This window comes from Novosphingobium anseongense, assembly GCF_037482895.1.
In the GTDB taxonomy this organism is placed as follows: Bacteria; Pseudomonadota; Alphaproteobacteria; order Sphingomonadales; family Sphingomonadaceae; genus Novosphingobium; species Novosphingobium anseongense.
On the sequence record NZ_JBBHJZ010000001.1, the window covers coordinates 1,298,841 to 1,318,105 of the forward strand.

Below are 19,265 nucleotides of genomic sequence, written 5' to 3' on the forward strand. Positions count from 1 at the left end.
GCGTGGCCTATATGGCGGAACAGACCAACGACAAGTCCGAACCCGTTGCCGGGCCACATCGCCGCGTCACGCTGGAGGACATCGCGCGGATCTGTGAGGTTTCGAAGATCACGGTTTCCCGGGCCTTGCGGAAAAGCCCGAAGGTGCGCCCTGCCGTTCGCGAGAAGATCGAAGCCGCGGCGCGAGAAGCCGGATACCGCATCAACCTTGCCGCACGCGATCTGCGCCTGAGCCATCGTCGTCGCGTCGCGATCGTCATGGACTGGACGCCCAACGACGCGCGGCCGATGTCCGATCCCTATCCGCTGGTCCTGCTCGGCGGCGCGGTCGAAGCCCTGGCGACGGCGGGCTATGCGGCGGTGGTGACGACCAGCGATCCGGCACTGGGCGCTGAGGTCTCGGATACCAGCGGACTGATCCTGCTCGGTCAGGGTGCCGACCAGCACACCGTGAAGGAATATTCGGAGCTCGGCCTGCCGCTGGTCGTCTGGGGCGAGGCGGACGGCAGCGGGAGCCCGGGTCCCGTGGTCGTTGGAAGCGACAACCGGCTCGGCGGAGCGCAAGCCGCAACCTACCTCTTGTCGCGCGGGCGTGATCGCTGCGCATTTCTCGGCGACCTTCGCCACGCCGAAATGCGTGCGCGGCGCGACGGGTGCGCGGCGGCGCTCGGAGAACAAGGGCAAGGCCTGATCGATGTGGACAGCGACCTCACCGCAGCGGCCGCCGAAGCCGAGGTCGAACGCCTGCTGGCCGAGGACGGCGGCATCGATGCGATCTTCGCGGGCAGCGACCTGATGGCCGCCGGCGCAAAACGCGCGGCGGCGCGCGCCGGACGCGACGTGGCTATCGTCGGCTACGATGACAGTCCGACCGCCGTCGCCTTCGGGATCACGAGCGTCAGTCAGGACTGGTTTGGTGGCGGCCGGCTGCTGGCGCAGACCCTGCTCGAATTGATTGCCGGCCAAAGTCCGCATCCCCCTTCGCTACCCACGCGCCTCGTAACGCGAGACACATAGCGAAAGCCGGATGGCATCGATATCATTTTTCGCTGTCCGCGTTGGGAAAGACGGTCTACGAAGCTTCAAAAGCACGTAAACGTCTCCAGGGGGCGGCCATGAACGGCCAGAAATCAGCCAGCAAGAGCGCCGCCTTTTCGCGTCGGCTTCTGATCGCGGCATTGATGCTGTCCTATGCCCAGTTCGCCATCCTGCTCAACAGCGTCGGCACGGTCATCCTCCAGGCAATCAACGGGTTCGGTGTCAGCAAGCCCGAAGCCGCCACGCTCGAAGCCTTCAAGGATCTGCCGATCGCGCTCGTTTCCTTGGCGGTCGCGGCCTATCTGCCGCGCTTTGGGCTGCGCCGCGCACTGATCGTCGGCCAGGCGATCGTGGCGCTCGCCTGCCTGGCAATGGCACTCGTCCCGGGCTTTGCGATGGCGCGCCTGCTGTTCCTGGCCACCGGCGTCGGCTTCGCCCTAGTCAAGACCGCGACCTATACCCTTATCGGCCTGCTTACCGAGGACGCCGCTCGGCATGCCGCGCTGACCAATCGGATCGAAGGCGGCTTCATGCTGGGCGTGCTGTCGGGCTACTGGATCTTCGGCCTGTTCATCGACCCGTCTGCTCCCGGCAATCCCGTTTGGCTGCAGGTCTACTGGCTGCTCGCAGCGCTCTCGATAGCGATCGTCGTCCTGCTGCTCTCGGCTCGTCTCGACGAGCGAGCGGCACAAGGAAGCGAAACGGCGCCGTTGGCAGAGGGGCGGCTGATGATCGGCCTGATAGTGCGCCCGGCGGTACTGCTCTTCGCCGGCGCCGCATTTCTCTACGTGCTGGTCGAACAGGGCGTCGGCACCTGGCTGCCGACCTTCAACGCCGAGGTGCTGCATCTGTCAGCACCTATGAGCGTCCAGGGCGCTAGCATCTTCGCCGCCGCGCTCGCACTCGGCCGCCTCGGCGCAGCGCCGCTGATCACGCGGATCGGCTGGCTGCGTCTGCTGGCGCTCTGCGTGGCGGGCATTGCCGTGATCGTGATGATAGTCGTGCCGCTCGCCGAGCGGCACGCTCCTGGCCGCATAGAGCGCTGGGCCGACCTGCCCTGGTACGGCTACGCCATGCCGCTGATCGGCCTGTGCCTCGCACCGATCTATCCCACGATCGTTTCGACGATCCTGTCGGCCCTGCCGCGCAGCCAACACGCGGCCATGACCGGCCTAATCATCGGCTTCTCGGCCCTGGGTGGCACGACGGGCTCATTCATCACCGGCCGCGTCTTCGCCACCTTCGGCGGAATCGCAGCCTTCCGACTCGTCATCGTACCCGCGCTCCTGCTCGGACTGCTCGTCGTCCTGCTCGACCGCCGCCTGCGCAAAGCGGCGCTGTCCACGCCTAAAGATTTGCCTGCATCGACTTAGTCAACCAATAAAGTAGAGAAACACCGTTTCCAGAGGGGGGTATTCCCATGACTGCATTTTCGACCACCATTCGCCTGGCCACTTCGGCCCTGGCACTGACCGTCGCCACGGCTGCCTTCGCGCAGGAGAGCTCGGCTCCGAACGATGCCGACGCTTCTTCGCCCGCAAATGATATCGTTGTCACAGGCACGCCGCGTCGCGATGGCCTCAACCGTCTCGACGCCGGCTTCTCGATCAGCACGATCTCGCAGGATCAGGTCGAACGCCTCGCGCCGCGCAGCACGGCCGACATCCTGCGCCTGGTTCCGGGCATCTTCGTCGAAACCAGCGGCGGCACCGCCGGCGTCCACGTCGGCGTCCGCGGCTTCCCGCAGAACGGCGGCGGCGCCTTCGCCACGGTCCAGTTGGACGGCTCGCCGATCTTCGCGCCGAACACGCTCTCGTTCCTCGAGACCTTCAGCCTGTTCCGTATCGACGATACGGTCGAGCGCACCGAAGTGCTGCGTGGCGGCCCCAGCCCCGTGTTCTCGAACGGCCAGCCGGGCGTCACGGTCAACTTCATCCAGAAGAAGGGCACCGACAATCCCGAGGGCAGCGTGCGCCTGACCGCCGGCGCCCAGGGCATGGGCCGTGTCGACGCCTATGCCAGTGGCCCGCTGGGCAACGGCTGGTATTTGAGCGCGGGCGGCTTCTACCGCTTCGATGACGGCATCCGCGACACGCAGTACGTCGGCGACAAGGGTGGCCAGTTCAGCGCCAACCTGACCAAGCGCTGGGACGGCCTGGGAGAAATCAGCCTCTACGTGCGCAAGGTCCACGACCAGAACGCGTTCTTCTCGGGCGCGCCGCTGCAGTCGACCAACAACGGCGCCGATCTCGACGTCTATCCCTATTTCGACCAGCGCAAAGACACGCTGGCGGGCAATGCCAACCGCTATCAGGTGCTCGAGATCAGCCCCGGCGCTACGCCGGGCACGGTCAGCCGCGACTTCGGTGACGGGCGCACGGTCGATCTCACCCAGTTCGGCGGCAGCGTCAATCTGACCCCGGGCGACGGCTGGACGATCAGTGACAACTTCAGCTTCCTCGACGGTCGCGCCGACGTGCGCGCGATCTTCACCAGCGCCGTGCCGACGACCTTGGGCGCCTACATCACCAGCCGTCTCGGCGCCGCCAGCACGGTCGGCCGCGGCCCCGCTACCTCTGGCACGGGCAGCTTCGTCGGCGGCGGCGCGGCCGCAGCCAGCCAGCCGGTGATCGTCGCCGGCCTGTGGTCGATCGACAAGGACCTGCGCTCGTTCACCAACGAACTGCGCGTGTCGAAGAGCTTCGGCGCCAACACGCTGACGATCGGCGGCTACTATGCCGACTATTCGGTCGACGACCTCTGGTACCAGGGCAACAATGCCCTGTTCGCCTTCGAGCCCAACGCCCGCCTGATCAACGTGACGCTCAACAACGGCGCGCAGTTGACGCGTAACGGCATCGTCAGCGCCACCACCGGCCAGACCCGCGCGAGCTGGAACGGGCGCAACCTCGCCGCCTTCGCCGCCGACGAGTTCGAGCTCAGCGACACCTTCCGCGTCGATGCCGGCGTGCGCGTCGAAGAGTTCAAGGCCGACGGCACGGTGGGCCTGACCACGGCCAACGTCGATCTCGATGGCAATCCGGCGACGCTCTACAATAACGGTTCGACCGTGCTCAACGGCGGCACCCGTACCGTCGCCTACAAGCAGACCAAGGTGTCCTACACGGCCGGCGCCAACTGGCGCTTCCTGCCCGACTTCAGCGCCTTCGCGCGCGTGAACTCGGGCTACAAGTTCCCGCACTTCGACGATCTGCGCGAGGGTTCGCGCGTGGTCCAGAAGGTCGATCAGTACGAGATCGGCTTCAAGACCGCGCAGCCCTGGATCAGCGCTGGGCTAACCCTGTTCTACAACAAGTTCAAGGGCCAGACCTACACGCAGCAGGTGGTCAACCCCGACAACTCGATCACCACCGTGGTCGCGATCGCCGGCTCGCGTGTCTGGGGTGCCGAGCTCGACGGCGTGCTGCGGCCGTTCGACGCCTTCCAGCTGCGTTTCAACGGCACGCTGATGGACGGCGAGTTCCGCGACATCACCGCGGGTGTCGCCACTGGCGTCCAGAACGGCAACCAGATCCAGCGCCAGCCGCGGTTCCAGGCCCGCGTCGAGCCAAGCTACACGATCCCGCTGGGCGAGACCACGCTGACCCTGTTCGGCGCCTACCAGCACGTCGGCAAGCGGTTCTCGGACATCCAGAACCTGCAGCAGCTTCCGGCCTACGATACGCTCGACCTGGGTGCGACGTTCAAGGCCGGGCCGCTCGAACTGCAGGGCCTCGTCACCAACGTCACCAACTCGCTGGGACTGACCGAGGGCAACGCGCGCATCATCGGCACGACGAGCGGATCGGTGATCGCCCGTTCGATCTTCGGGCGCGCCTTCCAGCTTTCCGCGCTCTACAAGTTCTAAAAGGAGACCCCACGATGGACCGCCGCACGCTGCTCAAGGGCATGACCGGTGCTGCTGCCACGATCGCGGCAAGCGGAGCAGCGACGGCGGTCGCCGCGCCACCGGCACGGCGCAACGTGCTGCTGATCGTCAGCGACGATCAGGGGCTCGATCTCGGCCGCGCGGGCGTCGCGGTGCGCACCCCGCATCTCGACGCCCTGGCCAGGCGCGGCACCTATTTCTCGCAAGGCTATGCCGCGGTCTCATCGTGCAGCCCGAGCCGCTCGGTGCTCTACACCGGGCTCTACGGCCATCAGAACGGCATGTACGGCCTCGCCCACTCGGTCCACAACCAAGGGCTGGTCGACGGCGTGACGACATTGCCCGTGCTGCTCAAGGCGGCCGGCTACACCACGGCGCTCGTCGGCAAGAAACACGTCCGCCCCGACAGCGCCTTTCCCTACGACGCCGAACTCGCGCCCGAGCGCTCGGGCATCCGCGACGTCGCGCTGATCGCCGACGAGACCGAGCGCTTCGTCAAGGCCGCGGGCGAGACGCCGTTCTTCGTCACCGTCGCCTACAGCGACCCGCACCGCGCGCCGGTGAACTTCGGCAACGACCGCGCCTGGCCGCGCGTCGAGGAAGTCCATTACGATCCCGCCAAGGTCACGGTGCCGAGCCACCTGCCCGACCTGCCCGCGGTCCGCGCCGATCTGGCCCAGTATTACGAATCGCTGAGCCGGCTCGACAGCGGCGTCGGCATGCTGGTCGAGGCGCTGGCGCGCACCGGCCATGCCGAGGACACGCTGATCGTGTTCCTCTCGGACAACGGCCGCCCCTTCCCCGGCGCCAAGACCAATCTCTACGATCCGGGCCTGCACCTGCCGCTGATCATCCACGCCCCGGGCAGCCGCGGCGGCCGGACGAACGAGGCCATGGTCAGCTGGACCGACATCGTCCCCACCCTGCTCGCCTGGACCGGCGCCAAGGGTCCCGCCTATCCGCTGCCGGGCCGTTCGCTGTTGCCGCTGCTCGGCCAGCCCGGCGGCGCCGGTTGGGACAAGGTCTTCGCCAGCCACGAGTTCCACGAGATCAACCAGTATTATCCGATGCGCGCCATACGCACGCGCACGCACAGCTATATCCAGAACCTCGCCTGGCAGTTGCCTTACCCCATCGCCGGCGACGTCGCCGAGTCCGAGAGCTGGAAGGCGATCGCCAGCGATCCGAGGATCGCATTGGGGAAGCGCAGCCAACAGGCCTACCTTCAACGGCCGGCAGAGGAACTCTACGACCTGCGCAGCGATCCCGAAGAGATCGTGAACCTGGCCAATGCTCCTTCTGCACAGGGCACTCTCGTGCAGCTCCGCCGCGAACTGCATGCTTTTCGTGAGAATACCAAGGATCCCTGGCTGGCGGGTCAGTTCTCGCCGCACAAGGCGGAAGGGGCACAGGCCGAGGCAGGTCCTCATTCCTGAGACGGCATAGGCGATCTTGGTGATTGCCTATGCCATTGCGCTCCTATCCTGCCTCAGCCGTATGACTCCTGGATATCACGATCGCTGGCCTCGTTCAGGCGGCCGATCTGATCGCCGCGCACTGGGGCTTGCTAAGTACCGGCCAGCTTCGCGTGTTCGATGGCCGACGCAGCCGTCTGGTCGCGCGGTTTGATGGCGTGGGCCAGGACCGTTTCGGCGCGGTTCTCGACATCGTTGATGCGCCGGATATGCTCGATGTTACCGGGCGTGCTGATGATCCATACCGGACCATTGGCGATATTCTCCAAGCCCTCGCGCGCGACCGTCTCCGACGGCTCGGCCATCTCGATCGGCATGCCGAGACGCGCCATGGCCGGGGTCGCGGTAAAGCCGATGTTGAGATGCAACACGTCGACGCCGAGCGGCTTCATCTCGCCCCACAGCGCTTCGGAGAAGATACGGCTGAAGGCCTTGGCGCCCGTATAGGCGGCAAGCGTCGGCGAGCCGAGATAGCTGCTCTGCGACCCGCCCAGGATGATGCCGCCGCGCCCGCGCTTGGCCATCAGCGCACCGTAATGGCGCGAGAAATCGGCCTGGCCCAGCACGGTGATCGACAATACCGACTGCGTGACCTCCTTCGGCAGTTCCACGAACAGTCCGCGCGTGTTGTTGGCGCCGGCGTTGTAGATCAGCAGGCCGATCTCGACATCGTCGGTAGACTTGCGAACCTGGTCCAGCGCATCGCTCTGGCTGAGATCGGCGGAAACCGTGCGCACTTCGGCGCCCTGCCCGCGAAGCTCTTCGGCCAGTTCTTCCAGCGGGCCGGGTTTGCGCGCGACGAGCACCAGCTTGAAGCCGTCCGCTGCGAGTTGCCGGGCGAATTCCGCGCCGACGCCTTCCGAGCCGCCGACCACCAAGGCCCAGGGGCCGTATTTCTGCAGATCCATCAGTTCATCCTTCCCAATTCATAGCGGATCGGTCCTACGCGGGGCATGCCGTGGTCTCGGCATCCAGTTCGATGCCCATGTCGGCCATCTCGCGCTCTGCCCAGAACAGGCGGCCGGTATATTCGAAGGGATTTGCGCAGGCCGCGAAATAGACCAGCATCCGCGACGGCACGGTGGTCGGCACCGCCACGCTCGGATCGAGACCCTTTTCCTTGACGCGGATCGCCACGAGCTCAGTCGCGACCAGGCCCGGATGCACGCCGATGATGGCGATGTTCTGTGTGAAGAATTCGGGCGCCATGCAGTTGCCGAAGCGGTCGAGCGCGCGCTTGCTGGAATAGTAGCCCGGCACAGCCAGGCTGAACGTGCCCTGCGCCGCCAGCTTGGGCGGCTCCTCCACTTTGCGGAAGACCTCGCCGCTGCCCGTGCTGAGGTTGATGATCCGCCCTCCGCCGCGCTTTTCCATGATCGGCACGCAGAGCTGGGTCAGGGTGAAGGGCGCATGGACGTTGACGTCGAACTGGTACAGCCACTCGGCGCGGGTCAGTTGGGAGAAGGGCTTGCCCCAGATGTCGCCCGTGGTCGCGGCCGCGTTGTTCACCAGCACGTCGACGCCGCCGAAGCGCTCGACCGCTGCGGCGACAAGGCGCTCCAGATCCTCTTCCTTGGCAAGATCAGTGGCGACGGCGATCGCCTCGCCGCCCAGCGCCTCGATCTCCCGCAGCGTCTCGCCGATCGTGCCCGGCAGCGCCGAATCTGCCTCGACCGTGCGTGCGGCGAGGACGACCTTCGCGCCGCGCCGGGCGAAATCGATCCCCGCTTGCCGCCCCACGCCGCGGCTGGCACCGGTGATGATGACGACCTTCCCGGTCAGATTCAGCTCTTCCTGGCGTTCCATGCGCTGCTCCATCTCCATGATCAGCAACCGATCGTTGCGGCTACGTCCCGATCATCGAACCATGGCTCCGAGCCCACAAGCCACAGATGCGGCGGTCGTCGTGAAAAACGGACTCAAATGCGATCGCCGACGAGCACGGTGGCGCCGCAGACGTCGACGGCTGACCACATCGACCACGCTGCCTTGACGCGCTAGAAAGCGGCATGGCTGGTCAAAACGACACGATTGCGATGCGCGCCGAAGAATATGAAGCGCGCCTGCGAGATGCGATGTTGCGCGGCGCCGTAACGGAGCTCGACGAGCTTTTGAGCGACGACCTCATCTTCACCAATCAAGATGGTATGCGGCTGTCTAAGTCGGATGACTTGGCAGCTCATGCCTCTGGCATGCTGAAGATCCACACCCTCGACAACTGCGGCGCACCGGAGTTTCGCCATCTCGCCGACGCAACCGTCGTCCGTATCGAAACGGAAGTGACAGGCAGCTTTGACGGACAGCCCTTCTCCGGATTCTTCGCCTACACGCGCATCTGGCATCGCGAAGACGAACGGTGGAAGATCATTGCCGGCCACTGCTCTCCGGTGACTAGCGGCCGTTGAACCGACGGCCGGTATCAGGGCCCTCGCCGCTTCGTTCGAACCACCATCACATCGGCGGCCCAGGCCAGAAGCTGTTTTCGACCGTCAAGCCGCGCCGGACCTGCGGGCTGCAATCCAGTTGTCGATCACGCGCTCCAGGACCGTCAGCGGCATGCCGCCGCCTGCCAGTGCCGTATCGTGGAAGCTCCGCATGTCGAAGCGCGTGCCTAGCGCCGAACGCGCCTTCGCTCGCAGACGCAGCCATTCGTTGTGACCAACCTTGTAGGCGCAGGCCTGGCCCGGCCACGAACAGTAGCGCTCTACCTCGGATGTCGCACCTCCCTCGGCGCGTCCCGTATTGTCGATCAAGTAGCGAATGGCGCGCTCGCGGCTCCAGCCCTTCGCGTGTAGGCCCGTATCGACGACGAGGCGAACTGCACGGAAGAGCAGACTCTGGTAAAATCCGACGCGACCGAGCGGATCGTCGTCGTAGGCGCCAAGCTCGTCGGCCAATTGCTCGGCGTAGAGGCCCCAGCCCTCACCATAGCTGGAGAAGAAAAACAGGTTCATCACCTTGGGCGCGGCGGCGCTCTCCTGTTGTAGCGCAATCTGCAAGTGATGACCGGGAGACGCCTCGTGATAGGTCAGCGTCGGCAAGCCGTATTTGGGCCAGTTGGCCGTGTCCGTGAGATTGATCCAGTAGATTCCCGGACGCGTACCGTCGAGGCTGGGCGGGTTGTAATAGCCCTGTGATGCCCCTTCCTGGATTTCGGGAGGGACACGCTTGATCTCCACCCCAGCGCGGGGCAGGCGACCGAAGGCCTTGGGCAGCAGCTTCTGCATGGCCGCCATCTGCGTGTTGAGGTGCGCGACCAGTTCGACTTTCGCGGCATCCGTATTGGGATAGACATTGGCAGGATCCGCGTTGAGCGCAGCCATGCGCTCGCCGACGGTCCCTTTGGCATAGCCCAATTTCTTCAGCAGTGCGTCCGAAAGCGCCGTCAGTTCCGCGACCTGGGCCAGACCGACGCGGTGGATTTCGTCCGCTGTCATGCGCGTGGTGGTGATGTAGCTCAGGCTGTTCGCGTAATATTGCTCGCCCTGCGGCAAGCGCGCGACCGAAGCATCGTGCCCAGCCTTGGGTAGAGCCGCCTTCAGCGCATCGCTCTGGCGCTGCAGCGCCGGATAGACCCGGTCGGCCACCAACCTCTCGACGCGCGCGCGCCAGTCGCCCGCGATCGACTGCTCGTTCGTGCGACGCACGATCGAGCCGACCAGTGGGGAAGCGGCTGCCTGCGTACTCAGCATGCCCGCCTGGAGGCCAATGGTCTTCTGCAAGACGAAATCTGGCGGAATGACACCGATGCCGAAGTCCTCGAGCATACGGTCGGTCTCGGCGGCAAGCACGTCTGCGAAGTCGTTGATTCGCGAGACATAGGCCTCGGCATCGGCCCCGTTCTTGATTGTATGCTGGTTGTCGAGGAAGTCTCCGGTCGTGAGGTAGGCACCTCCACCCTGGCTGACTCGGTAGACCTCCGGCCAGCCCCCCTGCCCATAGGGAATGGCATAGGTGCGGATGACCGCATCCAAATTTGCCTCGAGCGTGTCGTAATAGATGCCGTCCTGCGTCCCCATCGATGCACGGTCGAGCTTGCCGAGATCAGCCCTCGCCATCCGATTGCGCTCGCGGTTTTCCTCTTCGCGCGCACGCGTGGGAATTGTGAGGTGAGACTTCAGCGCGGCGCGAGCGCCGGTGTCGAGCCCGAGGCTTGTTGCCGTCTCAGGCGAAGCGTCGATCTGGGCTTCGAAATACCTGTCCATGAAGGCCGCCAGGGCGGGGTTTGACGGGCCACCGGCGGCCTGCCGACCGGGCGACCGGGCGAACGCCGGCCCGGCTGCCAACAGGGCTGCGCCTGCCGAGGCGGAGGTGAGAAAATAGCGGCGGTCGATCATCGGGGGGCTCCGAACTGGCTCTCACCAACCTACGCCAAGCATGCGAGGAAACACAATCGGCGCGGAAACGGCGCCGCCCGTGGACGACAAGGTCATCTCTTCGAGATCGGACAGAAATGAGGCCGGGCCGAGCCGCGTCTCTTCTCAAGCCATTTCACGTCGCCCGACTGCGTGCCCCCTGCGGTGACATTGCCGGACAGGCATCTGAAAAATAAACGCAAATCGCAGCACATGCCCACGGAACCAATTTCACGCGCGCACGTATTACCATTGTAAATACGCTCGGGGGCGATGGCGGGGATGCGAAAACCTGTAACTTTCAGGTTCGACTGCGAACTCCTCGAACGTGCGCGGCGGCATGCCAGTGCCGACAACCGCAGCCTCACAAATTTCGTCGAAACCGCGGTTCTGCGCGCTCTCCAGAGCATCGATGGCTCTGTTGGAGAGACTGTGCCGCGGGCAAGGACGACAGAATCAAAACAGGGGGATGCAATTCGGTGACCATCGTCAACGCTCCGGACAGCCCTTCGAGGGCGCTGCTGAAATCTCTTACCGGTATTAATGGGCTGGACGATCTCACGCTGGGTGGCCTGCCCAGTGGCCGGCCGTCCCTGCTTTGCGGCGCTGCGGGTTGCGGCAAGACGCTTTTCGCGATGACCTTCCTCGTGAACGGCGCCACACGGTTCAATGAAAATGGCGTATTCGTCAGCTTCGAGGAACGCTCCGACGACCTGATCGAGAATGTCGCCTCGCTTGGCTATGACGTCGCAAAGCTGATCGCCGAGGATCGCCTGGCCATCGACTATGTCCGCATCGAGCCGGCGGAGATCGAGGTCAGCGGCGAGTATGACCTGGAAGCCCTGTTCGTTCGGCTCGGCTATGCGATCGACAAGATCGGCGCGAAGCGGGTCGTGCTCGATACGATAGAGGCGCTGTTCTCGGGCCTCACCGATCAGGGCGTCCTGCGGGCAGAGCTTCGCCGCCTCTTCACCTGGCTCAAGGACAAGGGCGTCACCGCGATCATCACGGCCGAGCGCGGTGAGGGTCAACTCACGCGCTATGGCATCGAGGAATACGTCTCCGACTGCGTGATCCTCCTCGATAACCGCGTGCTGGACCAGGTGACGACGAGGCGCCTGCGTGTCGTGAAATATCGCGGATCCTCGCACGGCACGGACGAATACCCATTTCTCATCGACGGTCGCGGTATCAGCGTCATGCCGATCACATCGGCAGGCCTCGATCACAAGACGTCCTCGGAAGTCGTGCCGACCGGCATCGCAGACCTCGACACGATGTTCGGCATCGGCGGGTTCTTCCGCGGATCGAGCATCTTGATCTCGGGCCTTGCAGGCACCGGAAAATCGACCTTCAGCGCGACTTTTGCAAATGCGGTCTGCTCCCGCGGCGAGAGATGCCTATATTTCGCATTCGAAGAATCGCCGGCGCAGATCATACGCAACATGCGATCGGCGGGGATCGACCTGCAGCGTCACGTCGACGCCGGACTGCTATGTTTCGAGGCCGCCCGTCCCAGCCTGTTCGGCCTGGAAATGCACCTTGCCCGCATGAACCGTGACATCGAGGAATTCGAACCCAGCGCGGTGATCATCGATCCGATCTCGGCGCTGCGCGGGGTCCAGTCGGAAATCCACGCGACGCTTTTGAGACTGGTCGACATCTGCAAAGGGCGCGGCATCACCGCAGTCCTGACCAGCTTGTCGCTGGCCGCCGACCACGTGACCGAAGCCGACCGCAGCGTCTCGTCGCTGATGGACAGCTGGATCTCGCTGAGCGACGTGGAATCCAACGGTGAACGCAATCGCGTACTCTATGTCCTCAAGTCGCGCGGCATGAAGCATTCCAACCAGATTCGCGAATACCTGCTTACCGACGACGGCATCAGGTTGATCGAGCCTTACATCGGCCAAAACGGCGTCCTGACAGGCGCCGCGCGCCTCGCGCAGGAGGTCTCCGAACGCGCCGAGGAACTCGAACGCCGCCAATCCCATGATCAGCGTCGACGCGCTCGTGATCGCAAGCGCAAGGCCGTGGAAAGGCAGATCGCCGAACTGCAGGCGTCGCTGGACGCCGACGAGGAAGAGTTGGACCTCCGCTTCACGCAGGACGACGAGCGAGAGGGCCATATCCAATCCAATCGTACCGCCATGGCGGCCAAGCGAGGAGCGAGCCAGTGAGCGAGGGCGCCGAGACCACCCAAGAGAGCGCCATTCCCGGCCACTACAACCTGCGGCTTTACGTCGCGGGTCAGACGCCGAAGTCGCTGACCGCAATCGCCAATCTGAAGACGATTTGCGAGGAGCACTTGTCCGGGCGATACACGGTCGAGGTCATCGACCTGATCCAGAGCCCCCAGCTCGCGGCCGGTGACCAGATCCTGGCCGTGCCGACCTTGGTTCGCCGACTGCCTCCACCGATCAAGCGCGTCATCGGAAACCTCTCCGATACCGAGCGGGTCCTGGTGGGACTCGACATCGTTTCCATAGGGGAGACCGAAGCATGACATGGCCAGCCCCGTCGGAAACAGGTCGCTACGTGCTTCGATTGTTCGTCACGGGAACAACCAGCCGATCCCAGCGCGCCATCGCGAACATGCGCAAGATCTGCGAGAAGGAGCTCGCGGGGCAGTATGATCTCGAGATCATCGACGTATACGAGAAGCCCGAGGCGACCCGCGAACTTCAGGTGGTTGCGACGCCGACCCTGGTCAAGGTGCTTCCCGAGCCTCTCCGGCGGATCATCGGCGATCTTTCGGACCGGGAGAAAGTGCTGACGGGCCTCAATCTGACTCCGGTCACCGGCGAACCTCGTCAGATCTCGTAGTCGTGGCAATTGCCGATCAAAGCAGGCGGACCGCCGAGCTCGAAGCCTTGCTCCAGGAGGCCAACGAGACTCTCGACGCCATCCGCAACGGCGAAGTCGACGCGATCGTCGTGGGCGGCGAAGTGGGCCAGTTCGTCTACACGCTGGAGAACGCCGATCGTCCTTACCGGGTGCTTGTCGAGCAGATGAAAGAGGGTGCGGTCACGCTCAATGCGGACTGTGTCATCCTCTACGTCAATCGAAGCTTCAGCGACCTCGTCAAGCAGGCGTCCGGACGCCTCATCGGCTCCTGTCTCTACGATCACGTCGTTGATCCCGGGCCCATCAAGGCGATGCTGAGCGGCGCTGAGACGGCAACCATCGAAGTGATGCTGATCCGTAGGGACGGTCAGCATACGCCGGCCAACATGTCGATCGTCGAGCTTCAGGTTGAAGCTGGCGCACCAAAAATGTTCTGCAGCATCGTCACGGATCTGAGTGAGAAACGAGCGGCCGAGAACGTGCTGCGTCAGGTTCAGAAGATGGATGCGGTCGGGCAATTGACCGGCGGCATCGCGCACGACTTCAACAATCTCCTGATGGCAATTTCGAGCAGCCTCGAGATGCTGGAGAAACGGGTCTCTGACGATCCGCAGACGCAGCGGCTTCTCGACAACGCCAGGCAGGGCGCTCAGCGCGGCGCGGCCTTGACCCAGCGAATGCTGGCTTTCGCCCGCCGGCAGGATCTCAAGGCCGAGCGCGTGGACCTGACCGAACTGACGCGTGGCATGATGGACCTGCTGCAGCGGACCCTCGGACCGGCCTGGTCCTTGCAGATCGCATTCTCGGACGATCTGCCACCGGTTCTCGCAGATGCCAACCAGATCGAGATGGCGCTGCTGAATCTGGCGGTAAACGCGAGAGACGCCCTGCCCGACGGCGGCGACATCATCATATCAGCCGAGCTTGCCGTGATCGATGCCGACCAAAAACACGGATTGCGTCCGGGCCGATACGTCTGCCTGAGCGTGATCGACGGCGGCGAGGGAATGGACGCCGACACGCTGATGCGGGCGACCGAGCCCTTCTTCACGACGAAAGGCGTGGGCAAGGGCACGGGACTGGGCCTTCCGATGGTTCACGGACTGGCAAAGCAGCTCGGCGGGACTTTCGTGCTGCAAAGTTCCCCTGACGACGGCACCACGGCCTGCTTGTGGCTGCCCGCCGCGGACGAAACCTTTCCCGAGAGTCCGGCGCCCATCGCGTCGGATGATGCACCGGCAGATATTCGCCCGATGAGGATTCTTGCGGTCGACGACGACGTCCTCATTCGGATGAACGTGTCATCCATGCTCGAGGACATGGGGCATGAGGTGTTCGATGCGGGATCGGGCGAGACCGCGCTGGAACTGCTGCGTCAGGAGCCGGGAATCCAGCTGCTGATCACGGACCAGGCAATGCCGAGAATGACAGGAACCGAGTTAATCCAACACGTTGCGGATGAGCGCCCTGCCCTGCCCATCATCCTGGCGACGGGCTATGGCGAACTTCCAGCAGGCGCACCTGCGCACATCGTGAAGTTGAACAAGCCGTTCAGCGAACAGGAATTGGCTCGGGCAATCGAAGTCGCCCTGTCCTTGACGCGAAGCGGAGTCTGAGCCAGCCGGTGAACTTCTAACGCCGTGCAGACCAGCTAGCGCTTGCCGCCGTCAACTTGTCTGACTAAAATGCCGCGATGCAGCAATCCCCCGTCGATCCCATCGCGAGAAGCCCTTCGTGAGCGCAACCCGCATGACGCTGATGGAAGCCATCGCGTGCAAGAAGACAGTCATGGCGCAATACAACGGAGGTCAGGTCAAACTGGCGCCCCACCTGTTGTTCGAACGCCATGGCGACCTGTTTGTCTCGGCCTTGAATTTGAGCAAAACCTGGCGAGCCGACGAGGAGCCCAGGCTGGGGCAATTCAAACTTGCCGGCCTGATCGCGCCTGAACTCCTCGACGAAACATTTGCGCCGATATCGGGGTATGAGCCCACACCGCCACGTTCGGACGACGCGTTGCTCCTCACGGTCGAATAACCGTTATACGACCTCGGCATCGTCCGCTCAAACACGCGCGCCGAGCTTTTCGCGTTGTTCGATCGAAATGGGCAGTCACGCGCAGCCGTCAGCGACGAGGCTTGGCGTGCCACTTGCCATTGCCGTCCTGCTGAAACAGCCAGAAGGGATCGGGATCGGGGTATTCGGCGACCGAAGGCGGCGAAATGCTTCTCTTGCGGCTTCGAGCCACGGCGCGGCGGCTGGGCACCTCGACTGTGCTGCCATCGGGGAACTGGACCTGTATCGGCATCGTGGATGTCTTTCACTGGATAGGTCGCAACATTGGCGGCGTTGGAATGCTGACGAGCAGGCACCTGACGGTAATCGTTGATCCTGCTCTTCATGCGCGACCGACCGCCGGCTGCGCCGGAGGGGGATGAGAAGCGAGAGAGAAGGAGTTAGGGGCGCGGAGTCCCGAAGACCGTCAATTTGCGACTGTACCGCGAGCCAGATAGGGTCGAGCCGCTGGATTTCCAAGCGCAACCGGCACGCATCGCGCGAATTGTCGATCTCTGCCCTGACTTCGGAAGCAGTGGACCCGTGCCGCGTCGCTTCGCCTTGTGGCCAGCGACGATGCGACAGGCCCCCCATACGCCGCCTTACGGTTCGTTCGATTTGGCGCCCAATGCTGCCAGGATCAGGCCTTCGGCCTCGGTCGCTTCGGTGATGAGCCGACGCAGGGCCGTTGCCGTATCTTCCAGCAGACCGTCACCGAGAGGCCTTTCGCCGTTGATGAAACGGCGGAGGGCACGCTCGTCTATGCCCAGGCGTCGCGATGCCGCCGTGGTCCCCCCGAACAGTTGCACGCAATAAGCAAAGTGCTCGGATCGATCTTGCATTGAGAATGACGCCTTCAGGGTTTGTCGTTGCCGGACCATAGGTCATTGCGCCGGTGAGGCAACACGGGCGCTGCCGCTTTGCAACGCGATCGGCGCTCACTGATAGTGCAAGGTGTTCTCGAAACCCTCATTGGTCTTGGTCATCCGAGAGAGTTTGCGAAGGCTGGCGCGAACATGCCTCTCGAAACGCCGATCATCGTAGATGCCCGTGACCCGGTACTCGTCCTGGCCGAGCAATTGTTTGAGGCGATCGGCGAAAGCGGCCTGGTCATCCTTGCCCGCGGCCGCCTTGAGGTTGCGGCAGACCCATTCTTCGGCGGCGGCCTTGTCGTAATCGTCCTGCGCCTCATAACCGCGCCGGTCGGCCGCGGCCTGATCGAGAGCCGCCGCGTCGATGCGGCAGTCCAGCCATTTGCGAACCTGCTCGCCGTTCCATGGTTTCGCCGAAACACTCATCTCGTTCTCCTGGTCCGGTATGGCAGCCTGGTCATGTCGACCGGCCTAGCAGGTCCGTGACAGCAAACCATCCGCCTGTACCGGCACTGCCGTGGGAGGAAATGCCCCAAGCGACGAAGCGTAGCGCAAAAGAAAAGAGCCCGGTGGTCATGGCGGCCACCGAGCTCGAGTGCCGGGAAGGGACCGGCTGTTTTGTCCTGTCGATCGCCTGCTTCCGACGGAGGCGCGGGAACTAGTCGCGCCTGTTTGACGGAAACGGGAGCCCGGCGGATCATGGCTGTGACGCCGGGCTCTGATGTTTCGCGGGGAAGGGACCCGCGGCAGTCGATCAATCGGTTGTGTAGTCGTTGGTTGTCGTATTCGGTCTCGTCGGTGCTCTTAGCGGAGCAGCGAGAGGACGCTCTGCGCCGACTGGTTGGCCTGCGAGAGCATGGCCGTCGAAGCCTGGCTGACGATCTGGGCCTTGGCGAGCGCGGTCGTTTCGGCCGAGTAGTCGGCGTCTTCGATGCGGCTGCGGGCGTCCGACAGGTTCGTCACGTTGTTGGTCAGGTTGTTGACCGCCGATTCCAGGCGGCTCTGGCTGGCACCCAGCGAAGCACGCGTGGTGTTGATCGAAGCCAGTGCCGAGTCGACGTTGCCGATCGTGGTGCCGGCCTTCGAAGAGGTCGAGACGTCGAGCGCCGAAGCGTTGACCTTGGTGCCGTCGATACCCTTGATGTTCAGGGCGATCGTGTTGGACGAGTCCGAACCGGCCTGGATGGTCACGGCGACCGAACCCGTCGAGGTCTTGTCGAACAGCGTGACGCCGTTGAACTTGGTGTTGGTCAGGATGTCGTCGATCTGGCTGGTCAGCTCGGTGACTTCGGCCTGCAGGTTGGTGCGGTCCGACGACTGGTAGGTGCCCGACTTCGACTGGATCGACAGCTCGCGGACGCGCTGCAGCATGTTGGTGACTTCGTTCAGCGCGCCGTCGGCGGTCTGAGCGAGGGCAATGCCGTCGTTGGCGTTGCGGATGGCCTGCGTCATGCCGCGGACCTGCGAGGTCATGGTCGTGGCGATCGCGAGACCGGCGGCGTCGTCCTTGGCGCTGTTGATGCGCTTGCCGGTCGACAGGCGCTCCATCGCATTGCCCAGAGCCTTGGCTGCAGCGTTGCCGGCGTTAGCCGCCTTCATCGCGCCGATGTTCGTGTTGATAACCGCCATCTGAATATCCCGTGAGTAGACCCGAAAGGGTGCCGACCGAGAGCATTCGGATGCGGCTGCCATGAACTAGAGCGGCAACCAGATGCGGAAATTAAGTGCCGGTCTTCTTGCCGGTGCGGCAAGTCGTTGCCGGCGCTCGCCTGCTCTGCGTGGGCCTTGTACAGGCGAGAGCACGCGCCGGTTCAGACCCTCCCCTTGCCGCTCAGCGCAAGGCGAAGCCGAGGCCGCGCAGCGCTTGCTTGAGGCGATCACGGCCATTGAGCGAGGCCGCCGATCGGCCGCGGTTGAGCAGTAGCGCACGCCAGCCGACTGCGTCCTGCCCCTGCGAAACCTGAAAACCGCGAGCGGTCTCGTCATAGGCGGCAACGGGCTCCCGCTGGGTTTCGAGTCGATAGACCTCACGATGGAGCACGGCCGCCTGCGGCAGGCGCGGCTTGATCGCCGCCGGTGCGGTCTCGTCGGGCCAACCGACGACCAGACCGAAAACCACGGCCGCGCGCGGCGGCAGCTCGATCAGCGCGGCGACGTCCTCCGGACGATTGCGCAGCGCGCCGATATAGACCGTGCCCAGCCCCAGCGATTCCGCCGCGATCACGGCGTTCTGCGCGGCAAGCCCGGCATCGATCGCGGCGACCGTGAAGCTCTCGAGAAATTCGAACCCTTCGGCGGGCTCGCCGGCATCGTCGGCGACCAGCTTGGCGCGCGCGAGATCGGCGATCCACAGCAGGATCAGCGGCGCCCGGGCAATGTGTTTCTGCCCCCCGGCAAACTCGGCCAGCCGGCTGCGCTTGCCGGCATCGGTGACCGCTACGACGCTCCAGAGCTGCAGGTTCGACGAACTCGCCGCCGACTGGGCCGCGGCGACGAGCGTCTCGATCGTATCCTTCGGCAGCGGATCGGCGCGGTAGGCACGCACGGTGCGATGCGCGAGCAGATGCGCGACGGTGTCGTTCCACAGGATCGCGCCGGGCCGGTCGGCCCCGTAACGGGCTGCGAGCGCGTCATCGGCCGAGGAGGCATCGGTTACGGCGGCTTGAGGATCGTCGAGTGCCACGGAGAGGCCTCCTGCCTGGAATTGGAAATGCCAGGAACCTAGGAACCCGTTC

18 protein-coding genes are annotated in these 19,265 nt (G+C 64.3%); 10 read left to right on the top strand and 8 right to left on the bottom strand.

Features of this window, described 5'->3' with window-relative positions; all coding sequences use genetic code 11:
• Positions 1-11: 11 nt before the first annotated feature.
• The 4 genes from WG901_RS06195 to WG901_RS06210 all read left to right on the top strand — a co-directional run bounded on the left by WG901_RS06195 (position 12) and on the right by WG901_RS06210 (position 6,362).
• The gene (locus WG901_RS06195) at positions 12-1,016 is read left to right on the top strand and encodes a LacI family DNA-binding transcriptional regulator (protein ID WP_339586652.1); all 1,005 of its coding nucleotides are present in this window, start codon (positions 12-14) and stop codon (positions 1,014-1,016) included.
• Between the two features lie 98 nt (positions 1,017-1,114).
• On the top strand, positions 1,115-2,410 hold the full coding sequence (locus WG901_RS06200) for an MFS transporter (RefSeq protein WP_339586134.1): 1,296 nt from the start codon (positions 1,115-1,117) through the stop codon (positions 2,408-2,410).
• A gap of 47 nt (positions 2,411-2,457) precedes the next feature.
• Entirely contained in the window at positions 2,458-4,905 is a 2,448-nt protein-coding gene (locus WG901_RS06205; protein WP_339586135.1) for a TonB-dependent receptor, read from the top strand.
• Positions 4,906-4,919: 14 nt separating this feature from the next.
• Positions 4,920-6,362 carry a sulfatase family protein gene (locus WG901_RS06210; RefSeq protein ID WP_339586136.1) on the top strand — a complete coding sequence of 481 codons (1,443 nt, stop codon included), beginning with the start codon at positions 4,920-4,922 and terminating at the stop codon, positions 6,360-6,362.
• A 131-nt stretch (positions 6,363-6,493) separates the two neighbouring features.
• On the opposite strand, the gene WG901_RS06215 is transcribed toward WG901_RS06210, so the two are convergent.
• Together WG901_RS06215 and WG901_RS06220 are read right to left on the bottom strand one after the other, a co-directional pair.
• A complete protein-coding gene (locus tag WG901_RS06215) occupies positions 6,494-7,309 on the bottom strand; it encodes an SDR family NAD(P)-dependent oxidoreductase (RefSeq protein ID WP_339586137.1) in 816 nt (271 codons plus the stop codon).
• Positions 7,310-7,343: 34 nt separating this feature from the next.
• Positions 7,344-8,207: an SDR family NAD(P)-dependent oxidoreductase gene (locus WG901_RS06220; RefSeq protein ID WP_339586138.1), complete on the bottom strand. Its 864-nt coding sequence runs from the start codon at positions 8,205-8,207 to the stop codon at positions 7,344-7,346.
• 203 nt (positions 8,208-8,410) lie between these two features.
• Here WG901_RS06220 and WG901_RS06225 point away from each other — a divergent pair, with 203 nt between their 5' ends.
• Complete coding sequence (locus WG901_RS06225; RefSeq protein ID WP_339586139.1) at positions 8,411-8,806, top strand: nuclear transport factor 2 family protein; 396 nt, start codon at positions 8,411-8,413, stop codon at positions 8,804-8,806.
• A gap of 84 nt (positions 8,807-8,890) precedes the next feature.
• Here the strand turns inward: WG901_RS06225 and WG901_RS06230 are convergent, their stop codons facing one another.
• A complete protein-coding gene (locus WG901_RS06230; protein ID WP_339586140.1) occupies positions 8,891-10,738 on the bottom strand; it encodes a DUF885 domain-containing protein in 1,848 nt (615 codons plus the stop codon).
• A 497-nt stretch (positions 10,739-11,235) separates the two neighbouring features.
• On the opposite strand from WG901_RS06230, the gene kaiC reads away from it, so the two are divergent.
• From kaiC to WG901_RS06255, 5 genes are all read left to right on the top strand, one after another.
• Positions 11,236-12,936: a circadian clock protein KaiC gene (kaiC, locus tag WG901_RS06235; RefSeq protein ID WP_339586141.1), complete on the top strand. Its 1,701-nt coding sequence runs from the start codon at positions 11,236-11,238 to the stop codon at positions 12,934-12,936.
• Complete coding sequence (locus WG901_RS06240; RefSeq protein ID WP_339586142.1) at positions 12,933-13,262, top strand: circadian clock KaiB family protein; 330 nt, start codon at positions 12,933-12,935, stop codon at positions 13,260-13,262. Before kaiC ends, WG901_RS06240 begins: the two co-directional genes overlap by 4 nt.
• Before the next feature lie 32 nt (positions 13,263-13,294).
• Positions 13,295-13,582 carry a circadian clock KaiB family protein gene (locus tag WG901_RS06245; RefSeq protein WP_339586143.1) on the top strand — a complete coding sequence of 96 codons (288 nt, stop codon included), beginning with the start codon at positions 13,295-13,297 and terminating at the stop codon, positions 13,580-13,582.
• Between the two features lie 2 nt (positions 13,583-13,584).
• Positions 13,585-15,219: a response regulator gene (locus tag WG901_RS06250; protein ID WP_339586144.1), complete on the top strand. Its 1,635-nt coding sequence runs from the start codon at positions 13,585-13,587 to the stop codon at positions 15,217-15,219.
• A gap of 118 nt (positions 15,220-15,337) precedes the next feature.
• Positions 15,338-15,640, top strand: a complete 303-nt coding sequence (locus tag WG901_RS06255) for a hypothetical protein (protein WP_339586145.1) — start codon at positions 15,338-15,340, stop codon at positions 15,638-15,640.
• An 88-nt stretch (positions 15,641-15,728) separates the two neighbouring features.
• Here the strand turns inward: WG901_RS06255 and WG901_RS06260 are convergent, their stop codons facing one another.
• The 5 genes from WG901_RS06260 to WG901_RS06280 all read right to left on the bottom strand — a co-directional run bounded on the left by WG901_RS06260 (position 15,729) and on the right by WG901_RS06280 (position 19,213).
• Positions 15,729-15,911 (bottom strand): hypothetical protein, encoded by a 183-nt coding sequence (locus WG901_RS06260; RefSeq protein WP_339586146.1) that lies wholly within the window; start codon positions 15,909-15,911, stop codon positions 15,729-15,731.
• A gap of 349 nt (positions 15,912-16,260) precedes the next feature.
• A complete protein-coding gene (locus WG901_RS06265; RefSeq protein ID WP_339586147.1) occupies positions 16,261-16,500 on the bottom strand; it encodes a hypothetical protein in 240 nt (79 codons plus the stop codon).
• Positions 16,501-16,596: 96 nt separating this feature from the next.
• Entirely contained in the window at positions 16,597-16,956 is a 360-nt protein-coding gene (locus WG901_RS06270) for a hypothetical protein (RefSeq protein WP_339586148.1), read from the bottom strand.
• 378 nt (positions 16,957-17,334) lie between these two features.
• Positions 17,335-18,159, bottom strand: coding sequence for a flagellin N-terminal helical domain-containing protein (locus WG901_RS06275; protein WP_339586149.1), 825 nt, complete (start codon positions 18,157-18,159; stop codon positions 17,335-17,337).
• Positions 18,160-18,361: 202 nt separating this feature from the next.
• A complete protein-coding gene (locus WG901_RS06280; protein ID WP_339586150.1) occupies positions 18,362-19,213 on the bottom strand; it encodes an NADPH-dependent oxidoreductase in 852 nt (283 codons plus the stop codon).
• Positions 19,214-19,265: the final 52 nt, after the last annotated feature.